The organism is Azospirillum sp. Marseille-Q6669 (assembly GCF_965111635.1).
This window is the reverse complement of record NZ_CBCOOP010000005.1, coordinates 473,159-495,000: the sequence shown is the minus strand read 5'-3', so window position 1 is coordinate 495,000 and position 21,842 is coordinate 473,159. Positions and strand designations below refer to the sequence as shown.

At 68.1% G+C, this 21,842-nt stretch carries 21 protein-coding genes (1 of these 21 cut by a window edge); 6 read left to right on the top strand and 15 right to left on the bottom strand.

Annotation, left to right across the window (positions count from 1 at the left end):
• Positions 1–154, bottom strand: the start of a protein-coding gene (locus ACWPXE_RS27615) for a phosphatase PAP2 family protein (protein ID WP_454020388.1). It extends 551 nt beyond the left edge of the window; the window shows 154 of its 705 coding nt (coding positions 1–154); it begins with the start codon at positions 152–154; its stop codon lies off the left edge, out of view.
• A 113-nt stretch (positions 155–267) separates the two neighbouring features.
• A complete protein-coding gene (locus ACWPXE_RS27610; protein WP_454020387.1) occupies positions 268–738 on the bottom strand; it encodes a DUF411 domain-containing protein in 471 nt (156 codons plus the stop codon).
• 347 nt (positions 739–1,085) lie between these two features.
• On the opposite strand from ACWPXE_RS27610, the gene ACWPXE_RS27605 reads away from it, so the two are divergent.
• Together ACWPXE_RS27605 and ACWPXE_RS27600 are read left to right on the top strand one after the other, a co-directional pair.
• Complete coding sequence (locus tag ACWPXE_RS27605) at positions 1,086–2,654, top strand: diguanylate cyclase (RefSeq protein ID WP_454020386.1); 1,569 nt, start codon at positions 1,086–1,088, stop codon at positions 2,652–2,654.
• A 320-nt stretch (positions 2,655–2,974) separates the two neighbouring features.
• Complete coding sequence (locus tag ACWPXE_RS27600) at positions 2,975–3,097, top strand: hypothetical protein (RefSeq protein ID WP_014239103.1); 123 nt, start codon at positions 2,975–2,977, stop codon at positions 3,095–3,097.
• Between the two features lie 72 nt (positions 3,098–3,169).
• On the opposite strand, the gene pspC is transcribed toward ACWPXE_RS27600, so the two are convergent.
• From pspC to ACWPXE_RS27580, 4 genes are all read right to left on the bottom strand, one after another.
• Positions 3,170–3,571 carry an envelope stress response membrane protein PspC gene (gene pspC, locus ACWPXE_RS27595; RefSeq protein WP_237904442.1) on the bottom strand — a complete coding sequence of 134 codons (402 nt, stop codon included), beginning with the start codon at positions 3,569–3,571 and terminating at the stop codon, positions 3,170–3,172.
• Positions 3,572–3,616: 45 nt separating this feature from the next.
• Entirely contained in the window at positions 3,617–3,844 is a 228-nt protein-coding gene (pspB, locus tag ACWPXE_RS27590; RefSeq protein WP_454020385.1) for an envelope stress response membrane protein PspB, read from the bottom strand.
• 125 nt (positions 3,845–3,969) lie between these two features.
• Positions 3,970–4,641, bottom strand: coding sequence for a phage shock protein PspA (pspA, locus tag ACWPXE_RS27585; protein WP_454020384.1), 672 nt, complete (start codon positions 4,639–4,641; stop codon positions 3,970–3,972).
• Between the two features lie 47 nt (positions 4,642–4,688).
• A complete protein-coding gene (locus ACWPXE_RS27580; protein ID WP_014239099.1) occupies positions 4,689–4,835 on the bottom strand; it encodes a hypothetical protein in 147 nt (48 codons plus the stop codon).
• A 164-nt stretch (positions 4,836–4,999) separates the two neighbouring features.
• Here ACWPXE_RS27580 and pspF point away from each other — a divergent pair, with 164 nt between their 5' ends.
• Positions 5,000–6,004, top strand: coding sequence for a phage shock protein operon transcriptional activator (pspF, locus tag ACWPXE_RS27575; RefSeq protein WP_454020383.1), 1,005 nt, complete (start codon positions 5,000–5,002; stop codon positions 6,002–6,004).
• 6 nt (positions 6,005–6,010) lie between these two features.
• Here the strand turns inward: pspF and ACWPXE_RS27570 are convergent, their stop codons facing one another.
• Positions 6,011–6,322 (bottom strand): polyhydroxyalkanoic acid system family protein, encoded by a 312-nt coding sequence (locus ACWPXE_RS27570; RefSeq protein ID WP_014239097.1) that lies wholly within the window; start codon positions 6,320–6,322, stop codon positions 6,011–6,013.
• 207 nt (positions 6,323–6,529) lie between these two features.
• Here ACWPXE_RS27570 and ACWPXE_RS27565 point away from each other — a divergent pair, with 207 nt between their 5' ends.
• Positions 6,530–8,704 carry a transglycosylase domain-containing protein gene (locus ACWPXE_RS27565; RefSeq protein WP_454020382.1) on the top strand — a complete coding sequence of 725 codons (2,175 nt, stop codon included), beginning with the start codon at positions 6,530–6,532 and terminating at the stop codon, positions 8,702–8,704.
• An 81-nt stretch (positions 8,705–8,785) separates the two neighbouring features.
• Here ACWPXE_RS27565 and ACWPXE_RS27560 read toward each other — a convergent pair whose 3' ends face one another.
• The 7 genes from ACWPXE_RS27560 to groES all read right to left on the bottom strand — a co-directional run bounded on the left by ACWPXE_RS27560 (position 8,786) and on the right by groES (position 17,020).
• Positions 8,786–10,060, bottom strand: coding sequence for an NAD(P)/FAD-dependent oxidoreductase (locus tag ACWPXE_RS27560; protein WP_454020381.1), 1,275 nt, complete (start codon positions 10,058–10,060; stop codon positions 8,786–8,788).
• A gap of 123 nt (positions 10,061–10,183) precedes the next feature.
• The gene (locus tag ACWPXE_RS27555) at positions 10,184–10,447 is read right to left on the bottom strand and encodes a hypothetical protein (RefSeq protein ID WP_454020380.1); all 264 of its coding nucleotides are present in this window, start codon (positions 10,445–10,447) and stop codon (positions 10,184–10,186) included.
• A 109-nt stretch (positions 10,448–10,556) separates the two neighbouring features.
• A complete protein-coding gene (locus ACWPXE_RS27550; RefSeq protein WP_454020379.1) occupies positions 10,557–11,705 on the bottom strand; it encodes a NapC/NirT family cytochrome c in 1,149 nt (382 codons plus the stop codon).
• A gap of 184 nt (positions 11,706–11,889) precedes the next feature.
• Positions 11,890–12,894: a cytochrome-c peroxidase gene (locus ACWPXE_RS27545; protein WP_454020378.1), complete on the bottom strand. Its 1,005-nt coding sequence runs from the start codon at positions 12,892–12,894 to the stop codon at positions 11,890–11,892.
• Between the two features lie 236 nt (positions 12,895–13,130).
• Complete coding sequence (locus ACWPXE_RS27540) at positions 13,131–14,822, bottom strand: catalase (protein WP_454020377.1); 1,692 nt, start codon at positions 14,820–14,822, stop codon at positions 13,131–13,133.
• A gap of 210 nt (positions 14,823–15,032) precedes the next feature.
• Positions 15,033–16,676 (bottom strand): chaperonin GroEL, encoded by a 1,644-nt coding sequence (gene groL, locus ACWPXE_RS27535; protein ID WP_035670811.1) that lies wholly within the window; start codon positions 16,674–16,676, stop codon positions 15,033–15,035.
• A gap of 53 nt (positions 16,677–16,729) precedes the next feature.
• Entirely contained in the window at positions 16,730–17,020 is a 291-nt protein-coding gene (groES, locus tag ACWPXE_RS27530; RefSeq protein ID WP_014239088.1) for a co-chaperone GroES, read from the bottom strand.
• Between the two features lie 294 nt (positions 17,021–17,314).
• Between groES and ACWPXE_RS27525 the strand changes: the two genes are divergently transcribed.
• Together ACWPXE_RS27525 and ACWPXE_RS27520 are read left to right on the top strand one after the other, a co-directional pair.
• On the top strand, positions 17,315–17,578 hold the full coding sequence (locus ACWPXE_RS27525) for an usg protein (RefSeq protein ID WP_454020376.1): 264 nt from the start codon (positions 17,315–17,317) through the stop codon (positions 17,576–17,578).
• Between the two features lie 139 nt (positions 17,579–17,717).
• A complete protein-coding gene (locus tag ACWPXE_RS27520) occupies positions 17,718–18,209 on the top strand; it encodes a lysozyme (protein ID WP_237904449.1) in 492 nt (163 codons plus the stop codon).
• A gap of 30 nt (positions 18,210–18,239) precedes the next feature.
• Here ACWPXE_RS27520 and ACWPXE_RS27515 read toward each other — a convergent pair whose 3' ends face one another.
• The gene (locus ACWPXE_RS27515) at positions 18,240–21,734 is read right to left on the bottom strand and encodes a pyridine nucleotide-disulfide oxidoreductase (RefSeq protein WP_454020375.1); all 3,495 of its coding nucleotides are present in this window, start codon (positions 21,732–21,734) and stop codon (positions 18,240–18,242) included.
• Between the last annotated feature and the right edge of the window lie 108 nt (positions 21,735–21,842).

Here is a 21,842-nt window from a genome sequence, read left to right as displayed (position 1 = left end):
GCCGGGTCCAGCACCACCACAGCAGCGCCATCAGCACACCGCCCTTCAGCAGGTCGCTTTGAGCGATGACATAGATGGTCTTGTCCGCCGCCATGCTGGCGCGGCTGTAGCCGTTCAGCCAGCCAATGATGACGAGGTCGAATGCCGTGGTCACGCCGTTCCCTCCGTTCCGCCAAGCCGGGCGACCTTTGGAAGGCCCGCCGCTGGAAGCTAGGAACGGAAGGGCAAGCCCCGAGGGCGCCGGTTATCGGACTTATCCCGGAAGGGTCAGCGCCGCTCGTAGACGCTGTCGCCACCAGCCCCACCGAACAGAACGACGTCGTAAGGGTCCTTCACCCCTGTCTCCATGCCGGGCGAGCCCTGCGGCATGCCGGGAACGGCGAGGCCGACCGCCGCCGGGCGTTCGCGCAGCAGCCGCTGCACGCTGTCGGCGGGCACATGGCCTTCCAGGGCATAGCCGCCGACCAAGGCAGTGTGGCAGGACTGGAGCCGGGCGGGCACGCCGAGACGCACCTTCACCGGTTCCACATCGTCGACCTCCTGCACGGTCACCGGAAAACCGGCGGCCCGCATATGGTCCACCCAGCCGCCGCAGCAGCCGCAGGTCGGCGATTTCCACACCATCACCTCCGGCTTGGCCGCGGCAGAGGCCGCGGCGACGGAGGTGCCGGCCAGGCTGCGCACCGCGATGGCCAGAGCGCCCACCGTCAAGCTCGCCCCCATGGCCGTGAGAAACATCCGACGATCCAACATTCGCAACACCCGCTCCACAGACTTGCGGAAAGATGGCCTGCCGCCACCCCGTTTCAACGCAGTCTGCCGCCCGCCGCCGCCGCCTGCTTTGATCGTGGTCAAACGACATGCCGCGGACCGACGGTTGCGAAAGGACGAAATTCATTCCATAAGGACAACGAACCCGTTGCGCAGGTGAAGTTGCATCGGTTACCGCTGAATGGCAGCAATCCGCGTGGCAAACCCTGACCGGCACCGCCGGGAAACCGGTTGTTGGCCGGCAACAGGCCTAACGGACGGGCAGGCTGAACGGGCAGGCTGAACGGACGGACAGGACGGGCGGAACGCACAGCATGGAAACCGACCTTCTGTTCGCAGACGACGACCAGCCGCCGCCGCCCGAGGACGGGGCGGAGCCGTGGATCGTGCTGATCGCCGACGACGATCCGGAGGTCCATGCGGTCACCCGGCTGGCGCTGGGGGGCCTGCGCTACAAGGGGCGTCGCCTGTCGCTCGTCAGCGCCCTGTCGGCGGGCGAGGCCGCGGCCATCCTGCGCTGCACTCCCAACGTCGCCATCATCCTGCTCGACGTGGTGATGGAGACGGACGATGCCGGGCTGCGGCTGGTCCGCACCATCCGCGAGGAGCTGAACAACCACGCCATCCGAATCATTCTGCGCACCGGCCAGCCGGGACAGGCGCCGGAGGAGGACGTGGTCCTCGCCTACGACATCAACGACTACAAGTCCAAGGCGGAGCTGACGGCGAAGAAGCTGTTCACCTCCGTCGTCGCGGCCCTGCGCGCCTACGCCGACATCGTGGCGCTGGAAACCAACCGCCGCGGGCTTCAGCAGATCATCCAGTCCACCGACCGCCTGTTCGAACTGCGCTGCATGCAACAGTTCGCGGCCGGGGTGCTGACGCAGCTGTCCGCCTTCCTGCGGGTGAAGCCCGACGCCATCCTGTGCGCCCAGCGCGGCGCCACCGGCCGGCCGCTGCCCGACGGCGCCTTCTACGTGCTGGCCGGGGCCGGCTGCTACGCCGAGGCGGCCGGGCAGACCGCGTCGCCGACCAGAGCGGTGGCCCCGGACGCGATGATCCCGCCGGCCCTCGCCGACCGCATCACCGACGCCTTCCGCAGCCGCCGGAGCCATTACGGCGCCAACGAGACGACCTTGTTCATCCGTGTGCCGGACGGGCACGAAGTGGCGGCCTGGATTCACACCGACCGGCCTCTGGACGACGTGGACCGTGGGCTGGTCGAGGTGTTCGCCTCCAAGATCGCCATCAGCTTCGCCAACGTCAGCCTGTATGAGCGGCTGCGCGAAGCCAACGAGACGCTGGAGGCCCGGGTCGCCGAACGCACCCGGGCGCTGGAGGCGGCGAACGCCAAGCTGGAGCGGCTGGCTACGGTCGATCCTCTGACCGCCGTGTGGAACCGCCGGCATTTCCTGGACCTCGCCGCCGCGGAGCTGGGGAGGGCGCATCGACACGGGCGACGGCTGAGCGTGATCCTGCTCGACCTCGACAATTTCAAGGCGGTCAACGACGGCCACGGCCACGCCGCCGGGGACGAGGCGTTGCGCACGGTGGTGGTCCGCGCCCGCGAGGCCCTGCGCACCTCGGACCAACTCGCCCGCTTCGGTGGGGAGGAGTTCGTCGCGCTGCTGCCGGAGACCGACCTTGCCGGGGCCCGCATCGTGGCCGAGCGGGTGCGCGCCGCCATTGCCGGAAGCCCGGTGGTGACCGATGGCCGGGCCATCCCGATCACCGCCAGCCTGGGCGTGGCCGAGTGGAGCGCGTCGGAGCCCTCCATTGAGCTGACCTTGCGCCGCGCCGACGCCGCGCTCTACGAGGCCAAGCTGGCCGGACGCGACCGCGTGTGCGTCGCGGACGAGCCTAAAACCCCAGCCCGCCCCTGATCCGGCGTCGCGCCGCGCGCGTCACCGGCAGCCAGGAGAAGACGGCTCTGGAGCGCTGGAAGAGGGGCCGCCGCTTTCTGCTCTGGGGCCTGGACGAGGCGAAGGTGCGGGAGAAGATCAACGCCCGCCATCCCGAACACAACGGCTTCTCCATTCTTTCAGTAAAGCCTTACCTCGGTTGACGACCCGGACGGATAGGCTTCCTCATTGGGGGGGAGCCCCGGTGGCGGTCATCTGCCGGACGGACGGTTGCTGTCACCTCTTTTCGCTACCATGTCCTTCACAGTTGCGTCATTCTGCTCGGGTCAAGCGGAGGAGCCATGATGGATCTCGATCTGGTCGTGCTCGTTGGGGCGATGGCTGCGGCCCTCGCCGGTCTCGCTGCCGCCCGCCCGGCCATGAAGCCGGTGCGCGTGCGCAGCCGGAACCGCCGTCGGCGCTGACCCACCGGCGCCGCGTCAGGCGGCGCTGCGGTCAGGCGGCGGCCTTGCCCCGGAGACGCTCCGGGGCTGCCGTCAGCGGTCCAGGTTGCGGATCGCGCGGTTGAGTTCATACTCTTTGGAAGCGACATGCGCTTCCAGGTTTCCCACGCGCTTCTCGAAATCGCGGAAGCGTTGCGTCAACCCGGCCAGGGTGCGGTCGGGCTTGATCGAAACGCCGCGCCAGAAGGCCTCCTCCTCCGAATTGCGGTAGACTGCCGGCGGCTTGACCGGCAGGACCAGCACCGCGATCACATAGGCGAGAAGCACCGGCGGCATGAAGAAGAACAGGCCGAGCACCAGGGCCAGCCGCACCAGTCCGGGCCGGAACCCGAAATAATCGGCGACGCCGGCGCACACGCCCCCCACCACGCCACGCTGCGGATCGCGAAAGAGCCGGTGCGGGTTGGGCGAGTCGTAGGGCGAAGAACGGTCCATCGTCGGGCTCCCGTCAGGTCGGAATGAATGTGGAATACGGCCGGCTCACAGCTTGTCGCGCCAGTTGGGCGACTCCGCGTCGAGCACCCGTTCCAGCGCGTGGATGCGGCCCTCCAGGCGGTTGGAGATGTCCCACAACTCGCCCAGAAGCTGCTCGTCCTGGGCCGACAGCCCGCGCTGCCCGCGCCATTTGGTGATGTAGTGGAAGATGATCCAAAGCGGTGCCACCACGGTCATGAAGAGCACCGCGAGGACGAAGCTGAAACCGCTCATCGGGGGACGGCCTTTCTTGTTGTTTGGGAAACCCCTCTCCCGCGAACCGGCGGGAGAGGGGACTCAACGCCAACCCCGCTGTCGGGAAAGACGAAGTCGGGGCCGGCGCCCGCGCCGGTGCGAGATCAGCTTCCCCGGCGCGCGGCGACGCGGGCCTTCAGCGCGGCCAGCTCGTCCTGAACCTTCTTGTCGGCCTCCAGCTCCGCGATCTCCTCGGTCAGCGTCTTGGTGCGGCCCACATCGTAGGCCTCCACACGGCCCTCCAGCTCGTCGAGGTTGCGCTCCACCTGCTCGAAGCGGGAGAAGGCGTCGTTGATCCGCTCGTCATGCAGGGTGGAGCGGACGCGCACGCGGTTGGCCGCCGTCTTGGTGCGGGCGACCAGCGCCTTCTCGCGGTTCTTGGCGTCGGTCAGCTTGGCCTGGAGACGGCCGATGTCCTCGTTGGACTTGGACAGCGCCTCCTCGACCTGGACCAGCTGGGCGGTCAGGACATCGGCCTCCTCTGCAGCGCGGGACTTGGCCAGCAGCGCCTGTTTGGCGAGATCCTCGCGGTCGTGGGTCAGCGCCGTCTCGGCCTTGCGGTCCCAGGAGTCGCGCTCGCGGTGCAGGTCGGCGATGCGGCGCTCGATCTCCTTGCGCTCGGCGATGATCTTCACCGTGGAGGAACGCACCTCGACCAGCGTGTCCTCCATCTCCTGGATGATCAGACGGATCAGCTTCTCCGGGTCCTCCGCGCGGTCGAGCAGGGAGTTGAGGTTGGACTGCACGATGTCGGTCAGGCGCGAAAAGATGCTCATGGGGATGTGTCCGTTCTTGGTCGCTTGGTGGTCGGGCGTTGACGGCGTCAGCCGAGGATCGTGGCGATCAGCAGGCCGGCGGCGAAGAACGCCCAGCTCTCGGTCGGGCGGGAGGTCAGGTAGGTCCGGATGCGCGCCGCCAGCGGACGGGCCTCGCGGGTGTAGCGGCGGTGGTAGTCGCTGTAGTGGCTCATGCGGGTCTCCTTGTTTGGTCCTCTTCTTCGCAATGGCCATGCCAAAGCCGGGAATCCCCGCAAAGCCCTGGATTTTCTGGAGTGAGTGGACGGCGTCCAGGCTTGGAGCATCGCCCTTTCCGCGATAGAATGAAGAAATTCGCCAACTCTTCGCCTTTTTGACCATGCAGCCCAATCCGCCCCCTCTGCTCGGGGAGTCCCCGGCCTTCCACGCGGTCCTTGCCCACGTCTCCCGCGTGGCCCCGCTGGAGCGCCCCCTGCTGGTCATCGGGGAGCGCGGAACCGGCAAGGAGTTGATAGCCGCCCGCCTGCACTATCTGTCCCGCCGCTGGGACCGCCCCTTCGTGAAGGTGAACTGCGCCGCGCTGACAGAGAGTCTTCTCGATTCCGAACTGTTCGGGCACGAGGCCGGGGCCTTCACCGGGGCGATCCGGCGGCAGATCGGGCGGGTGGAGCAGGCCGACAGCGGCACGCTGTTTCTGGACGAGATCGCCACCGCCAGCGCCGCCGTTCAGGAAAAGCTGCTGCGCGCCGTCGAGTATGGCGAGATCGAGCGGGTCGGCGGGCGGACCCAGACCGTCGATGTGCGGGTGATCGGGGCGACCAACGCCGACCTGCCGGCGCTCGCCGAGACCGGGCGGTTCCGCGCCGACCTGCTGGACCGGCTGGCCTTCGACGTGGTGACCCTGCCGCCGCTGCGCGCCCGGCGGGATGACATCCCCATCCTCGCCGAGCATTTCGCGCTGGGCATGGTGCGCGAGCTGGAACGCCCCCTGTTTCCCGGCTTCGCCCCGCGGGCGCTGGAGCAGCTTCTGGACCATGACTGGCCGGGCAACGTGCGCGAACTGCGCAACGCGGTGGAGCGCTCCGTCGCTGCGTCCGACCCGGAGGGACCGGTGGAGGAGATCCTGCTCGACCCCTTCGCCTCCGCCTGGCGGCCGGAGGCGCCGACGACTCCCGCCCCGTCACCGGACGTCGCGACGAACGAGGTGCCCGTTGCCGCCGGAGACTTCCAGGAGCAGGTGCGGCGCTTCGAGTCCGGGCTGCTGGAGACGGCGCTGGAGCGCAACCGCTTCAACCAGCGCCAAACCGCCGAGGCGCTGGGGCTCGGCTACCACCAGCTTCGCGGGCTTCTGAAGAAGCACGGGCTGATCGGAAAGCCCGAGTAGGAGCGGCTATTTCTTCTCCAGCAGCAGCGTCCCCTTGCTCTGAAGCCGGTCCTTCACCTTGTTGGCCAGCAGGCCGAGCGCCCAAGGAAGCTGCACCTCCACGGTGACGCTGTCGTCCTGCACATCGATGAAGCCGGTAACGGTCTGGGCCATCGCCACCACGCGGAAATCCACGCGGTCGTCGGTCCAATGGTCGTCCATGCTGCTGGCGACCGCGGCGAGGTGGGAGCGGGCCTGCCCCACCCCCTCCGCCACGCGCCGCTTCGCCTCGTCGCGGCCGAGCTTGTGGGGAATGGAAACGGTCAGGGGTTTTGACATGAACAGGCTCTCCGCTGCGTCAACGCTTATTCATGGAAACAACAGTCCGCGGCGGCTTTTCTTCCACCCCCGTCATCCATCTGCAACGGTGCTAAGACAAATCTTATCTCTTTCGAGGGCGCTCTTTCGTCGCAACGGGGCGGCGGCGTATAGCTTTCCATCACAGATTACATCGGGCATGGATTTCTTGGGGGCCGCGACCGCGCCGTGAGCAACGATCGACCGGGCGAACTCTTTGCGGGGCCGCGCCCCATCCAGACGCGGGGCGAGGAACCGACGCTGCGCCCCCGCCTGCCCAAACGCGCGCCCAAGCCGGAAAAGCCCGCCAAGCCCGAGAAACCCAAGGCCGAGAAGCCGCGCAAGCCCGCTCCTCCGCCACGGAAGGCCGCTCCGAAAACCGCCAGAAGCGGCGGGCGGCGGACGATCCTCGGCACGCTGGTCTATGCCGGGATGGTCGCCGGGGTGTGGTGCGGCATCGCGCTGGGCGCGGTGCTGGCTTGGTTCGCCCTGGACCTGCCGGACATCTCCAAGGTCGCGCAGTTCGAACGGCGCGCCTCGGTCACCGTGCTGGCGGCCGACGGGGCGGAGTTCGCGCGCTTCGGCGACCTGCACGGCACGACGCTGGGCGTGCGCGACCTGCCGCCGCATCTGATCAACGCCGTTCTGGCCATCGAGGACCGGCGCTTCTACTCGCATTTCGGCGTCGATCCCATCGGTCTGGCCCGCGCGCTCTACGTCAACTGGCGGTCCGGGCGCTCGGCGCAGGGCGGCTCCACCATCACCCAGCAGCTCGCCAAGAACCTGTTCCTGACGCCCGAGAAATCGCTGAAGCGCAAGATCCAGGAAGCCATGCTGGCGCTGTGGCTGGAGCATCGCTTCACCAAGGACCAGATCCTCACCGCCTATCTGAACCGCGTCTATCTGGGGGCGGGCACCTTCGGGGTGGACGCGGCGGCGCGCACCTATTTCGGCAAGCCGGCGACCCAGCTCGACCTGCGGGAATCGGCGATCATCGCCGGCCTGCTGAAGGCGCCCTCGCGCTACGCCCCGTCCTCCAACCCGGACGAGGCGGCGGAGCGGTCGCGCGTCGTGATGGGCGCCATGGTCGACGCCGGCTTCATCACCGCGCAGGAGCTGGAGGCGGCGCGCAACGCCCCGCCGTCGGCCAAGCGCAAGCCGGGCGGCGATGGGCGCTATTTCGCGGATTGGGTGACGGAACTGGTCTCGGCCTTCGTCGGCTCCGGCCACGGCGACGTGGTGGTCCGCACGACGCTGGACCTCAAGCTGCAGCGCGCGGCGGAGCAGCGGCTGGAGGAGATCCTGTCCGGCCCCGGTGCCGCCGCCAACGCCCGCCAGGGCGCCCTGGTCGCCATGACCACCGACGGCGCGGTGCGCGCCCTGGTCGGCGGGCGGGACTACGACAACAGCGAGTTCAACCGCGCCACCCAGGCGATGCGCCAGCCGGGATCGGCCTTCAAGCCCTTCGTCTATCTGGCGGCGCTGGAGGCCGGCTGGTCGCCGGACAGCCCGGTCGAGGACGCCCCGGTCCGCATCGGCGGCTGGAGCCCCGGCAACTACGACGGCAAGTTCCGCGGCACCGTCACCATGGCCAACGCGCTGGCCCACTCGTCCAACACCGCGACCGTGCGCATCATCGACCGCATCGGGGTGGAGCGGGTGCGCCGGGTGGCGGCGGGGCTGGGCATCAACTCGCCGATGGGCAAGGACCTGTCGCTGGCGCTCGGCACCAGCGAGGTCAACCTTCTGGAGCTGACACGCGGCTACGCCGGCATCGCCAACCGCGGCGCCCCGGTCTGGCCCTACGCCATCACCGAGATCCGCGACCGCGACGGCAACGTCCTGTACCGGCGGCAGGCCGGCGGCTCCGTCCCGGTGGTCGACCCGGCGCACGCGGTGCAACTCACCCGCATGATGACCGGCGTCATCGAGTACGGCACCGGCAAGTCGGCCAAGCTCGACCGCCCGGCGGCGGCCAAGTCGGGCACCACCCAGGATTACCGCGACGCTTGGTTCGTCGGCTTCACAGCCGACCTCGTGGCCGGGGTGTGGCTGGGCAACGACAACAACGCCGAGATGAAGCGGGTCACCGGCGGCTCGCTGCCGGCCAAGCTGTGGCAGGGCTTCATGCTGGACGCCCACGCCGGACGCCCGCCCCGCCCCCTGCCGGGGATGGAGGGCGCCCCCGCCTATGTCGCCTCCGGCGGCATCGCCGAACCCGCCCGCGCCACCCCGGCGGCTGCTCCGGCGCGCGGGTCTTCGGGTAGCGGGGTGGCTTCCGGCATCGGCTCGCTGATCGAGAGCCTGACCGGCAAGGGCAGCGCGCCCCAGGTGCAGTACGACTACGGCAATCCTGTGCGGTGAGGGGGCGCGTTGCCCCCACCCCGGCCCTCCCCGCTTCACAGGGGAGGGAGATTTAGTCCCCTCCCTGCGAAGCGGGGAGGGTTAGGGAGGGGGCGATAGGGGCGAAAGCTCAGCCCCCAGATACCCCAGCACGCCCTTCCCTGCCCGCGCGCCCATGGCGAAGCAGCCCTGGAGGAGGTAGCCGCCGGTCGGCGCTTCCCAATCCAGCATCTCCCCGGCGACGAAGGTCCCCGGCAGGCGGATCAGCATCAAAGTATCGTCCAACTCCCCCAGCCGGACACCGCCGGCGGTGGAGATGGCGCGCTCGATCGGCCGCACCCCGGTCAGCACCATCGACAGGCCCTTGATCTGGCGGGCCAGCGCCGCCGGGTCGGACAGCTCGGACGCCGGGGTGAACTCGCGCAGCAGGGCGGCGCGCGGGCCGGTCAGCGACAGGGACTTCTTCAGGAAGGTCGAAAGCGATTCCGCGCCGCGGCGGCGCAGCCGTTTGGCAATCGCCGACTCCGGCAGATCCGGCATCAGGTCGATGGTCAGGGCGGCCCAGCCCTCGCGCTCGATGGCGTCGCGCAAGGCAGCGCTCAGCGCGTAGACGGCGCCGCCCTCGATGCCGGTTTCGGTGATGACGAACTCGCCCTTCAGCCGCCGGTCGCCGAAGGCGAGGCCGACGCTCTTGACCGGCTGGCCGGCGAAGCGCTCGCGCAGGTGATCGGACCAGGGCACCTCGAAGCCCATGTTGGACGGGCGCAGCGGCGCGATGTCCACCCCGCGCGCCGCCAGAAGCTCGGTCCAGGCGCCGTCGGAGCCGGTGCGCGGCCAGCTCGCCCCGCCCAGCGCCAGCAGAGTGGCCCGCGGGGCGACGGTGGTCTCGGTACCGTCGCCCCGCTGGAAGCGCAGCGCGCCGGACGCGTCCCAGCCGAGCCAGCGGTGGCGGGTGTGCAGGGTGACGCCCAGCCCCTCCAGCCGGCGCAGCCAGGCGCGGACCAGGGTGGACGCCTTCATCTGCACCGGAAAGACGCGCCCGCTGGAGCCGACGAAGGTCTCGATCCCCAACCCCGCCGCCCAATCGCGCAGGTCCGCCGGGGAAAGGCCGCCCAGCAACTCGGCGAACAGCGGGGCCTGCGCGCCGTAGCGGGCGGTGAAGGCGTCCAGCGGCTCGGAATGGGTCAGGTTCAGCCCGCCGCGCCCGGCCAGCAGCAGCTTGCGCGCCGGGGTGGGCATCCGCTCGAAGACGGCGACCGAGCGGCCCGCGGCGGCGATGACCTCCGCCGCCATCAGCCCGGCCGGGCCGGCGCCGATGATCGCAACATCGGGAGGGAAGGCGTCGGGAGAAGAAACAGTGTCAGGGGCGTCGGTCATCGGGTCCCCCGAGGGGTGAAGGATGTCGACCGGTCCCGTCCGCACCGCCTTCGCCGAAGGAAAAAGCAGGGTCGGACGGGACCGGGGCACTCAAGAAGCGGGAATCGGCGGCGCGGGACTGGATCAGTCCGCGTCGTCCTCCTGGGCCACCTCGTCGGCAAGGTCGTTGGCCATGTCGGCGAAATAGCCCGCGTCCACCTCCAGCCCGTTTTCCTCGCAGATCCGCATGAAGATGCGGTAGGCGTGCAGGATCGCGACGTCGAGAACGGCGAGGTCGCCCTCCTCGCTGTGCTTGTCGGTGATGCCACGCTCCTGGAGCGTGCCGACGATGTCGTGAGAGGCGGCCTGAAGCACCGCTTCCATGGCTTGTTTGTGCAGAGTCGACATCGCGGGGGTCCTCTTTCTCAAGTGGTCGTCTGCCGTCGGGAGCGGCGTGTTCAGCGCCGGCCCGTGGTAGAAAACCCCTCTTAGCAGCTTCGGGTTCTCGCCGCAGCGATCATCGCGCGCCGTCCTTCGCATGGCTCTGCAGATAAGTCAGCAGCAGGCGGCCCTCCTCCTCGTCCAGCCGGGTCAGCCGCTTCATGGCGTTCATCTTGCCGATCCAGGCGTTCGCGTCGAAGTCGGCCGGCGGGTGCAGCGTGTGGCAGAGCGAGCAGTTGGCGTCGTAGACCCGCGCGCCGTAATCCCACAGCGCGCCGAGCGTGCCCACATAGCCGCCCGCGCCGGTCCAGGCGGTCAGGCGGACCTCCGTCCACTCCTGTTCGGTCTCGGGATCGGTGACGGTGCGCAGTGCAGCCGCTTGCCCGGCCGCCGCCGCGTTCAACCTGACCGTGGTGATGCGCTTGCCCGGTTGGGCGTAGAGCGTCTGGGTGGAACTGCCGCGCTGCCAGCCGGTGATTTCCACCTTGAGGGCGCCGCCCTCCGCCGTTAGGACCTTGACCGGAGTCGCCGCGGCGATCTCGCCGTCCCCGGACGCCCCCGGTGCCGGCGGCGCGCCGTACAAAGCGAGGCTGGTCAGGGCGTAGGCGGTGTCGCCGGGCTTCAGGGCCAGCGCCTTCGCCTGATCCGATAGGCCGGCGAAAAGCTGGCGATGGCCGGCGGTGACGTCGGGGAAGCTGTGGGCGATGCCCTTGTGGCAGTCGATGCAGGTCTTGCCGGCCTTCTCCGCCCCTTCCATGGCGCTGGCCGCCTTCGGCGTCTGCTTGTGGAAGTCCATGGCGCCGAAGGAATGGCAGTTGCGGCATTCCTGGCTGTCGGTGGCCCGCATGCGGTCCCATTCGCGGCGTGCCAGCGTGTGGCGCTTGGCCTCGAACTTCTCCTTGCTGTCGATGGAGCCGATGAGCCAGTGGTACAGCTCGCCCGACGCCTGCACCTTGCGGATCACCTTGTGCGTCCAGTCGCGCGGGACGTGGCAGTCGGCGCAGGTCGCCCTTACGCCCGAGGCGTTCTGGTAGTGCGGCGAGGTCTTGTACTCGACATACACGTTGTCGCGCATCTCGTGGCAGGAGATGCAGAATTCCATGCTGTTGGTCGCTTCCATCGCGGTGTTGAAGCCGCCCCAGCCGACCACCCCGACGACGACGCCCACCAGACCGGCCAGCGCGAGCGCCCCGAAGCCGCCCGCCGTCTTCCATCCCCACCGCATGTCGATACCCTGATAACCACCTTGAACAGGTGAGGGGGTGCGCGTTTCCGGCACGTCCGGCACAAGCGCACCCCCCTCACCCAAACCCTCTCCCCGCTTTCGGCGGACCAAAGGTCCGCCTGTCGCGTCAGCGCAAACTTCGTTTGCGCGTGAGCGGAGGGGAGAGGGGATACACCCGCCCCCGTCAGTCGAAGGGATGCGGCTTCGGCGTCTTGTCCGTGGACGGCGGCAGGATCGGCAGAGCGAAGCTCGGCTGGTCACCGGTCAGCGACTTCAGGAAGGCGACGATCTTGGCGTTCTCGTCGGACGAGAACTTCTTGCCCAACTGGATGCGGCCCATGACGTCCACAGCGTCGGACAGCGTCGCGGCCTCGCCGTCGTGGAAGTAGGGGTAGGTCAGCGCGACGTTGCGCAGCGTCGGAACCTTGAAGTTGAAGCGGTCGGCCTCCTCCTTGGTCACCGCGATGCGGCCCTCGGCGGGGTTGTTGGTCTTGTAGGGCTCGACGACGCCCATCTTCTGGAAGGTGTTGCCGCCGGCGGCCGAGCCGTTGTGGCAGGCGGTGCAGCCCGAGTCCTTGAACAGCTCGTAGCCTTCCAGCTCGACGGTGGTGAGGGCCTTCTTGTCGCCCTTCAGCCACTGGTCGAAGCGGGAGTTCGGCGTGACCAGCGTCTCCTCGAAGGCGGCGATGGCCTTGGTCACCTCCTCGATGGTGATCTTGGTCTCGCCGAAGACCTCGCCGAATTCCTTCTGGTATTCGGGGATGGAGCGCAGCACCTCGACCGCCAGGGCGTGGGTGGAGCCCATCTCGCCCGGGTTGGCGATCGGGCCGCCGGCCTGCTCCTGCAGCGTCAGCGCGCGGCCGTCCCAGAACTGCGCCACGTTCAGGCTGGAGTTCAGCACGGTCGGCGAGTTGATCGGGCCCTGCTGCCAGTTGTGGCCGATGGAGGTCTTCAGGTTGTCGGTGCCGCCCATGGACAGGTTGTGGCACGAATTGCAGGAGATGAAGCCGGACTTGGACAGCCGGGGATCGAAGTACAGCTTCTTGCCGAGTTCAACCAATCCGGGATTGGTGATCTTCGCCGGCTCGATCGGCGAAATCGGTTCCCCGGCGGCGAACGCGGGCGCGCCGAAGGTGGCGACGGAGGCCGCCAGCATGGCCGCAAACGACACGGCAGCACGCATGGACATCGCACTTCTCCCTTATCGAAGTTCTAATATTTTGGCTAATGCCTTGATGCAAAATGACAGTGACATGCCCCACTCTGGTGATACCAGTGACAGGCGTGTCGCGCGGCAACTTGCCGCATGTCCGTACACGAACTATGGCTACTCAAAGCAATCCTTATGCGGGCGTGAAAAAGGGGCGGCGGAATGCCCCGCCGCCCCCATCGGGACGATGCTCGAACAATGACTTTTGGTTGCGCCTAATCGGCGGCTTGGCTGGTCATGCCGCCTTGCACACCGGACGGCATGCCCTTCACCACCTCGTCCGCCGTGGCGCGGTGGACCTTCACGGAGCCGGTCCACTGGCCCCAGGCCTTCGGGTCGATCGTGTCGCCGTTCTTGCCCAGCGACTTCAGCCGCTTCTGGTCCTCGTCGGTCAGCACCTGCTTGGGCAGGGGGGCCAAGCCGGCGACGTCGGCGGCGGTCATGCCCAGCATGCCGGCGACCCGGCTGCCATAATCGTCATGAACCAGGAAGAAGTGCCAGAGCATCCGTTCCTGGACGTCGCGTTCGCACTGGCCAAGCAGCGTGCCCATGTTCAGAACCAGATCGTCGCGTTCCCAGTCCATCATGGTGCAGTAGCGGGCGCGTGCCTGAACGTAATCGTTGCGGCGCTCGATCACGCTGCGGGTCAGGCGGCCATGGATTTCCGGTGGGTTGTTCGGTTCCTCCCGCTGGGCTTCGCTGAGGCCGTTGTGGATGGACGGCTCGAAATTGACGTGCGGGTTCTGCCCCGGCGCCAGATCGCGCTGGTAGGACATCTGCCCGCCCGACAGGTTGGTGGCGACCGCAGCGTTCTTGGCTTGGTTGATCGGCAACTGCTGATAGTTGGGGCCGACCCGGTAGCGCTGCGTGTCGGAGTAGGAGAAGGTCCGCCCGACCAGCATCTTGTCGTCGGAGAAGTCCAGCCCGTCGACCAGCACGCCGGTGCCCATGGCGATCTGTTCGTTCTCGTTGAAGACGTCCTCGACGTTGCGGTTCAGCGTCATCACACCGACATGGCGCAACGGGAAGTCCGACTCCGGCCAGATCTTGGTGTCGTCCAGCGGGTCCCACTCCAGTTCGGGATGGTCGTGGTCCTCCATGACCTGGACAAACACATCCCACTGCGGATAATCGCCCCGGTCGATGGCCTCGTAGAGGTCCTTGGAGGCGGAGCCGAGATCCTGCCCCTGCACCTTTGCCGCCTCCTCCGCCGTCAGGGAGGCGACGCCGCAGCGCGGGTGGAAGTGGTACTTGACCAGCACCGTGTCGCCGTTGGCGTTCACCATCTTGTAGGTGTTCACGCCGAAGCCTTCCATGTGCCGGTAGTTGGCCGGAATCCCGCGCGGGCTGAACAAATGCGTCAGCATGTGCATGGACTCGGGCGTCTGGCTCATGAAGTCGAAGATGCGGTTCGGTTCCTGCCGGAAGGTCACCGGATCGGGCTTCAGCGAATGGATCACGTCCGGGAACTTGATGGCGTCGCGGATGAAGAAGACCGGCAGATTGTTGCCGACGAGGTCCCAGTTGCCGTCCTCGGTGTAGAACTTCACCGCGAAGCCGCGCGGGTCGCGCGCCACCTCCGACGAATCGCGCCCGCCGATGACGGTGGAGAAGCGGATGGCCAGCGGGGTCTTTTTGCCGGCCTGTTGGAACAGCTTAGCGCGGGTGTATTTGGACGCCGGCTCGTCGCCGATCTTGCCCGTCGCTTCGAATTCCCCGTAGCAGACGAAGCCGCGGGCATGGACCACGCGCTCCGGAATGCGCTCGCGGTCGAAGTGGGAGATCTTCTCCAGGAACTGGTAATTCTCCAGCGTCGCCGGACCGCGGGCTCCCACGGTGCGCTGGGACTGGTTGTTGGTGATCGGGTGGCCCTGACGGTTGGTCAGAGTCTTCGATTGGTCAGCCATCGCTTTCTCCCTGAACAGCAAGCCGTGCCGGCGCACCTCTGGGGCGTCCGGTTGGGAGGTCAACGGCCCCAGTTTGGAACCGTTCCAATCCAAAACACCGCACGGCGGCACCCTGTCCGTCAGGGAGATGCCCAAACGGAAAAGGGCGGCCCCGAGGGACCGCCCTTTCCGCAAACGTCGTGGATGACGTGAGCTTCTCGACGCAGGCTATTAGAAGCCCATGCCGCCCATGTCGTCCATGCCACCCGGCATGCCGGCCGGAGCAGCCTTCTTCTCCGGCTTCTCGGCGATCATCGCCTCGGTGGTGATCAGCAGACCGGCGATCGAGGCCGCGTCCTGCAGGGCGGTGCGAACCACCTTCACCGGGTCGATGATGCCGGCGGCGACCAGATCGGTGAACTCACCCTTCTGGGCGTCGTAGCCGAAGTTGGCGTCGTTCTGGTCCAGCAGCTTGCCGACCACGATCGAACCGTCGGTGCCCGCGTTGTAGGCGATCTGACGGACCGGGGCCTGCAGGGCGCGGCGGATGATCTCGATGCCGACGCGCTGCTCGTCGTTGATCGGCTTCAGGGCGTCCAGGGCCTTGGTGGCGTACAGCAGAGCGGTACCGCCGCCGGCGACGACACCCTCTTCCACCGCGGCGCGGGTGGCGTGCATGGCGTCGTCAACGCGATCCTTGCGCTCCTTCACCTCGACCTCGGTGGCGCCGCCGACGCGGATGACGGCAACGCCGCCAGCCAGCTTCGCCAGACGCTCCTGCAGCTTCTCGCGGTCGTAGTCCGAGGTGGTCTCCTCGATCTGCGCCTTGATCTGGCCGATGCGGGCCTGGATGTCCTCGGCCGAGCCGGCGCCGTCGACGATGGTGGTGTTCTCCTTGGAGATCACGACCTTCTTGGCGGTGCCCAGCATGTCGATGGTGACGTTCTCGAGCTTGATGCCGAGATCCTCGGAGATGACCTGGCCGCCGGTCAGGATGGCCATGTCCTCCAGCATCGCCTTGCGGCGGTCACCGAAGCCCGGGGCCTTGACGGCAGCGACCTTCAGGCCGCCACGCAGCTTGTTCACGACCAGGGTCGCCAGGGCCTCGCCCTCGACGTCCTCGGCGATGATCAGCAGCGGACGCGAGGACTGCACGACGGCCTCGAGGACCGGCAGCAGGGCCTGCAGACCCGACAGCTTCTTCTCGTGGAGCAGGATGAACGGGCTCTCGAGGTCCGCGATCATCTTGTCGGCGTTGGTGATGAAGTACGGCGACAGGTAGCCGCGGTCGAACTGCATGCCCTCGACGACGTCCAGCTCGGTCTCGAGGCTCTTCGCCTCCTCCACCGTGATGACGCCCTCGTTGCCGACCTTCTCCATGGCCTGGGCGATCATCTTGCCGATCTCGCCTTCGCCGTTGGCGGAGATGGTGCCGACCTGGGCGATCTCGTCGTTGGTCGTGACCTTCTTGGCACGGCCGCGGATGTCGTTCACGACGGTCTCGACGGCGAGGTCGATGCCGCGCTTCAGGTCCATCGGGTTCATGCCGGCGGCCACCGACTTCACGCCCTCGCGGACGATGGCCTGGGCCAGAACGGTCGCCGTGGTGGTGCCGTCGCCGGCCAGGTCGTTCGTCTTCGACGCGACCTCACGCACCATCTGGGCGCCCATGTTCTCGAACTTGTCCGACAGCTCGATTTCCTTGGCGACCGAGACGCCGTCCTTGGTGATGCGCGGAGCGCCGAAGGACTTCTCGATCACGACGTTGCGGCCCTTCGGACCCAGCGTCACCTTCACGGCGTCGGCGAGGATGTCCACACCGCGCAGCATCTTCTCGCGCGCGGCGGCGGAGAACTTAACTTCCTTGGCAGCCATTGCTCACTTCCTTGAAATTCGGGGGGTTGGATCGCTCAAGCGCGGGCGGAGGCTCAGGCCTCGACGACGCCCATGATGTCGGATTCCTTCATGATCAGGAAATCCTCGCCCTCGATCTTCACCTCGGTGCCCGACCACTTGCCGAACAGGATGCGGTCGCCGGCCTTCACGTCGAGCGCAACGACCTTGCCGCTCTCGTCACGGGCGCCCGGACCAACCGCGACCACCTGGCCCTCCTGGGGCTTTTCCTTCGCGGTGTCGGGAATGATGATCCCGCCCTTGGTCTTGGTGTCGGACTCCAGACGCTTGACGACGACGCGGTCGTGCAGCGGACGGAACTTCATGGGGATGCCTCCAGGATCAAGGCTTATTGAAAGGATTGGCGCCGGGCTCGGGGCTGTTAGCACTCTCCCCCGGCGAGTGCCAGACAGCTAATCGAGCTGAGGTTTCGATTCAAGAGGGTCGTTGCGGCAATCGGTGCGATTCCTGGCAGCAGTCACCATGGCTTGCTGCTAATGCATTGAAACAGAAGAAAAATTTTTGTTGCCCGCCGCAGCCGCGAACGGCACACTTTCACAAAAGAATCACGTAGGCACAGCGCGAGGACGCCACCGGTTCCACCATCACGGAGGCAGAGCATGGCCAGTCTGGGGCTTCAGCTTCGCGATTACCGCCTGACCACGGCGGAGATTCTGTACCACATGCCGGACCACCCGCACCTGCTGCAGAGCTATCTCTGGCAGGAGTTGGATCTCGCCCCCGGCTACCCGGTGCTGCGCCGGTTCCTGGATTTCTGGCAGGCCAACCTGGACGGCAGGCTGCATTCGGTGAAGCTGGCGACCCATCGCCTGATCACACCGGGGGAGGCCCGCGCGGTGGCCGCGGAATTCCGCTGGACCTGACACCCGGCCAAGCCCTCTCCCCATGCGGGTAAATGTGAATAAATAAACCATTTTTAGGAGTTTATTGCTTCGGATACCCTTTCCCAAGCACGAACCGTTCGTGCCAATGCACGTTCACGACACGCTGGGGAAGACGATCATGACGACGCCGGTTTGCGAAGAAGCGGTCAACCTTGTGAAGCATTTCGAGGGTCTTTACCTCAAGGCCTACCTGTGTCCGGCGGGGGTGCCGACCATCGGCTACGGCCACACCGCCGGGGTTGAACTGGGGCAGAGCATCTCCTCCGCCCAGGCCGACGACCTGCTGAAGTCGGACCTGACCTCCGCCGCCGCCCAGGTGGACAAGCTGGTCACCGTCGCGCTGAACCCGAATCAGCGCGGCGCGCTGGCCTCCTTCGTGTTCAACCTGGGGGCCGGCAGCCTGCAATGCTCGACCCTGCTGCGCCTGCTGAACCAGGGCGACTACGAAGGCGCCGCCGGCCAGTTCAGCCGCTGGGTCTACGCCACGGTCAACGGCGTCAAGACGCAGCTTCCGGGTCTGGTGAAGCGCCGCGCCGCCGAGGCCGACCTGTTCGAAAGCTCCACCGAGCCGCTGCCCCAGGCGGCGGTCAGCACCGCAACGGGCGCGTGATCGCGCGGATGGGGGTGGCCAGCCACCCCCTCACCCCTTCCGCTGGCCGGTCAGCCGCAGGCCGCGGTCGATCCATTGGGCGGTCAGTTTTTCCTGGACGGCGTTCTGGCGCAGCCGCTGGTTCAGGTTGGCGAAATCCACACGGTCGAGGCTCTGGTCCTGGTTGAAGCAGGAGAAGACCACCGTCTCCTCGCCGGTCGCCGGGTCGGTGTGCCGTTGCAGGCACTGGGCACAGATCTCCTTCATCATGCATTGCATGGGGGAGTTGATGGAGCCGATGGCCGCGTGGCCGGGCTTCAGGTATGGCTTCAGCGCGCCGTGCCGTGCCGCCCCCACCGCCGCCATCATGCGGTCGGAGCCGATGGCGACGATGCGGTCCACCGTTTCCAGGGGGATGTCCGCCGGCCCCAGATCGCCCGTCGCGTAGGCGCGCATGGCCTCCACGATGTTGCCGACGAAGGTCCGGTCGCCGGGGCGCGACGGCGTGAAGCCCGGCGCCTCGTCGCAGCACCAGACGACGCGGTCGGCGGCGGCCTCGATCTGTTCGGTCTTGTAACGATCCTCCATCCGCTTGTAGCCGGCGAAGTAGACAACCCGGTTGCCGCGCGCCCGGCAGGCCTGCCCGATGGAGAACAGCACCGCGTTGCCCAGCCCGCCGCCGACCAGCGCCACCGTCTCGCCCTCCGGGATCTCGGTCGGGGCGCCGGTCGGCCCCATCACCACCACCGGGTCGCCGGGTTTCAGCAGGGCGCAGAGGTCGGATGAGCCGCCCATCTCCAGAACGATCAGGGAGAGCAGCCCGACGTCCTTGTCCACCCAGGCGCCGGTCAGGGCCAGCCCTTCCATGGCCAGCGTGGTCCGGCCGATCCGTTGCGCCAGCGTTTCGAAATTCTGCAGCCGGTAGAACTGTCCGGGTTCGAAACGGCGCGCCGCGGCGGGGGCCTTCACCACCACCTCCACGATGGTCGGGGTCAGGCGGGTCACGCCGTGCACCAGGGGCCGCAGGTCGGTGTTCAGGCGCCGCACCAGCGCCTCCGGCGTCACGGAGGTCGGCGCCCGGCGGGCCAGCGCGCGGCTGACCACCGGATAGCCGCGCTTCGCCCCGCCCATCGCCTTCACCACGTTGCCGGCGAAGGACGGGTGCAGGTCGCCGAAGAAGCTGAGGAACCGCCCGTCCGGCGCACGGGCCATCAGCACATGCGCCTGGGCCGGCTTGGCCTGCCGCTCCGGCGTCACCGGCCGGCCGTCCTCGTCGATGGCGCGGAAGCAGCGCCCGTCCAGTTCCACCCACTCCGGTTCCTCGCGGGCCAGGACGGTGTTCGGCTGGGTGCCGGCGGCCACCAGGATGGTGCGGGCGGGGAGTCGCGCGTCCACCGCAGCGGGCGCCACCACCCCGTCCGGCCCGACCGGGCTGATGGCGAGGTGGATCGCCCGAGCGGCTCCCGATTCGTCGATCTCCACCCCGCGCGGGGCGGCGCATTCCAAGAAGCGAATGCCCTCGGCCAGCCCGTGCGCCACCTCCTCGTGGTTCAGCGTGTAGCTGGGGCTGTCGATCAGCCGCCGTCGATAGGCGATGGTCGAGCCGCCCCAGGATTGCAGCAGCGCCGTGACGCGCGGCTCGCGCCCCTCGTCCCCCGCCGCCAGACGCTCCGCCCGGATGGCGCGAGCGTGGGCCAGGAACTCGTCGGCAAGGTCGGCCTCGTCGGGCGTCCAGCGGGCGCGCACCGCCGCCTCCCCCCGCTCGGCCCCCAGGACCTCGTAACGGGAGAGGAACTTCTCGACCTGGACCGGATAATAGGCCAGCGCCTCCGTCGCCGTGTCGATGGCGGTCAGCCCGCCGCCGATCACCACGATGGGCAGCCGGACCTGGAGGTTGGCGATGCTGTCCGGCTTGGCCGCCCCGGTCAGTTGCAGCCCCATCAGGAAGTCCGAGGCCTGCCGCACCCCGCGGGCGAGCCCGTTCGCCATCGGCACGACGGTCGGCTTGCCCGCCCCCATGCACAGGGCGATGTGGTCGAATCCCAGCTCCAGCGCCCCGTTGATGGTCAGCGTGCCGCCGAAGCGCACCCCGCCGATGATCGTCATGCGCCCCCGGCGCTCCAGCAGCAGCCGGATCACCTTCAGGAAATTCTTGTTCCAGCGCACGGTGATGCCGTATTCGGCCACCCCGCCGAAGCCGGCCATCACCCGCTCGTCCAACCGGTCGTAGAGGTCGCGCACGTCGCGGATCGGCCGGAAGGGCACCCGCGTGCCGCTCGGCAGCACGCCGGAGAGGTCGGCGGGCAGCGGCTCGATCTTCAGCCCGTCGATGCCGACCACCGTGTGGCCGTCGTTCATCAGATGATGGGCCAGCGTGAAGCCCGCCGGCCCCAGCCCGGCCACCAGCACCTTGTAGCCGCTGTCCGGCCGCATCAGCGGGCGGCGCAGGTCCAGCGGGTTCCAGCGGGTCAGCAGGCTGTAGATCTCGAAGCCCCAGGGCAGCTCCAGCACATCCTTCAGCGTGCGGGTCTCCGCCTGCGGGATGTCCACCGGTTCCTGTTTTTGATAGATGCAGGCCTTCATGCAGTCGTTGCAGATGCGGTGGCCGGTGGCCGCGCACATCGGGTTGTCGACCACCACCACGGCCAGCGCCCCGATGGGCACGCCGTCCGCCTTCAGCGCGTGCATCTCGGAAATCTTCTCTTCCAGGGGGCAACCAGCCAGCGCGACGCCGAAGGCGCTCTTCTGGAACTCCCCGGTCTTGCGGTCGCGCAGCCCCTTGGAGCAGCTGTCCTTGCCCTGGTTGTGGCACCAGATGCAGTAGTTGGCCTCGTCCAGCGCCCCGGCCAGATCGGTGCCAGGGTCGGTCAGGTGGAAGCCCTGGCGCTCGCGGCATGCCCCGTCGGGCAGGCGCATCATGGTGACGCCGTGCCGCTCCACCGTCTCCACGGGAACGAGACGCTGCGGATCGGTGCGGTGCGGCACCTGGAACAGCACGCCGCCGCCGTGCCGGGCGCGCCCGGCCTCGCTGAAGACCGCCCAGGCGGCGTATTGGGCGGCGCTGTCGAGCTGGTCGGCGTGGGCCGCCTCATCCTCCATCCAGGCCAGCACCTGCCGGGCGAAGGCGGCCTCGGTCAGCGGGCCGCCCAGCCAGTCCTCCAGCCTTGCCGCCAGCTCCGCCCCGTCGAGCGCGGCGACCGCCTCCGGCTTGACCGCCTTGGCGGCGCGGCGCTGAACGAACAGGCGCTTGGCGGTGTAGAGCGGCGCCAGCTCCGTGTGGCGGGCGCGCAGTTCGTCGAGCGCGGCGCGGATGCCGAACAGGTCGCCGATGAAATCCTCGGCCTGGGGGGCGAGCGCGATCAGCAGGTCGCTTTCCGCCTTGGCCTCCAGCCGGTCGGGCTGGGCGCGGGCGGAGAGCAGCCGGTTGGCGAGCGCCAGGTCCGTGTCGGACAGCCGGGCGAGGAAGGCGCGGTCGAGCCGAGCCAGCCCGTCCTGCCCGTAAAGCTCGTGGAACGACAGGCCGAAGCCGAGGGTGAGGTCCGCCATCGCCGCCCCGCATTCGAAGCCGTTGGTAAGACTGATATTTGTAACACCCGCAACCCGCCGCCTTCACCCGAAACCGGTGTCGCCGGCCACGGGGTAACCCGTGTCCGT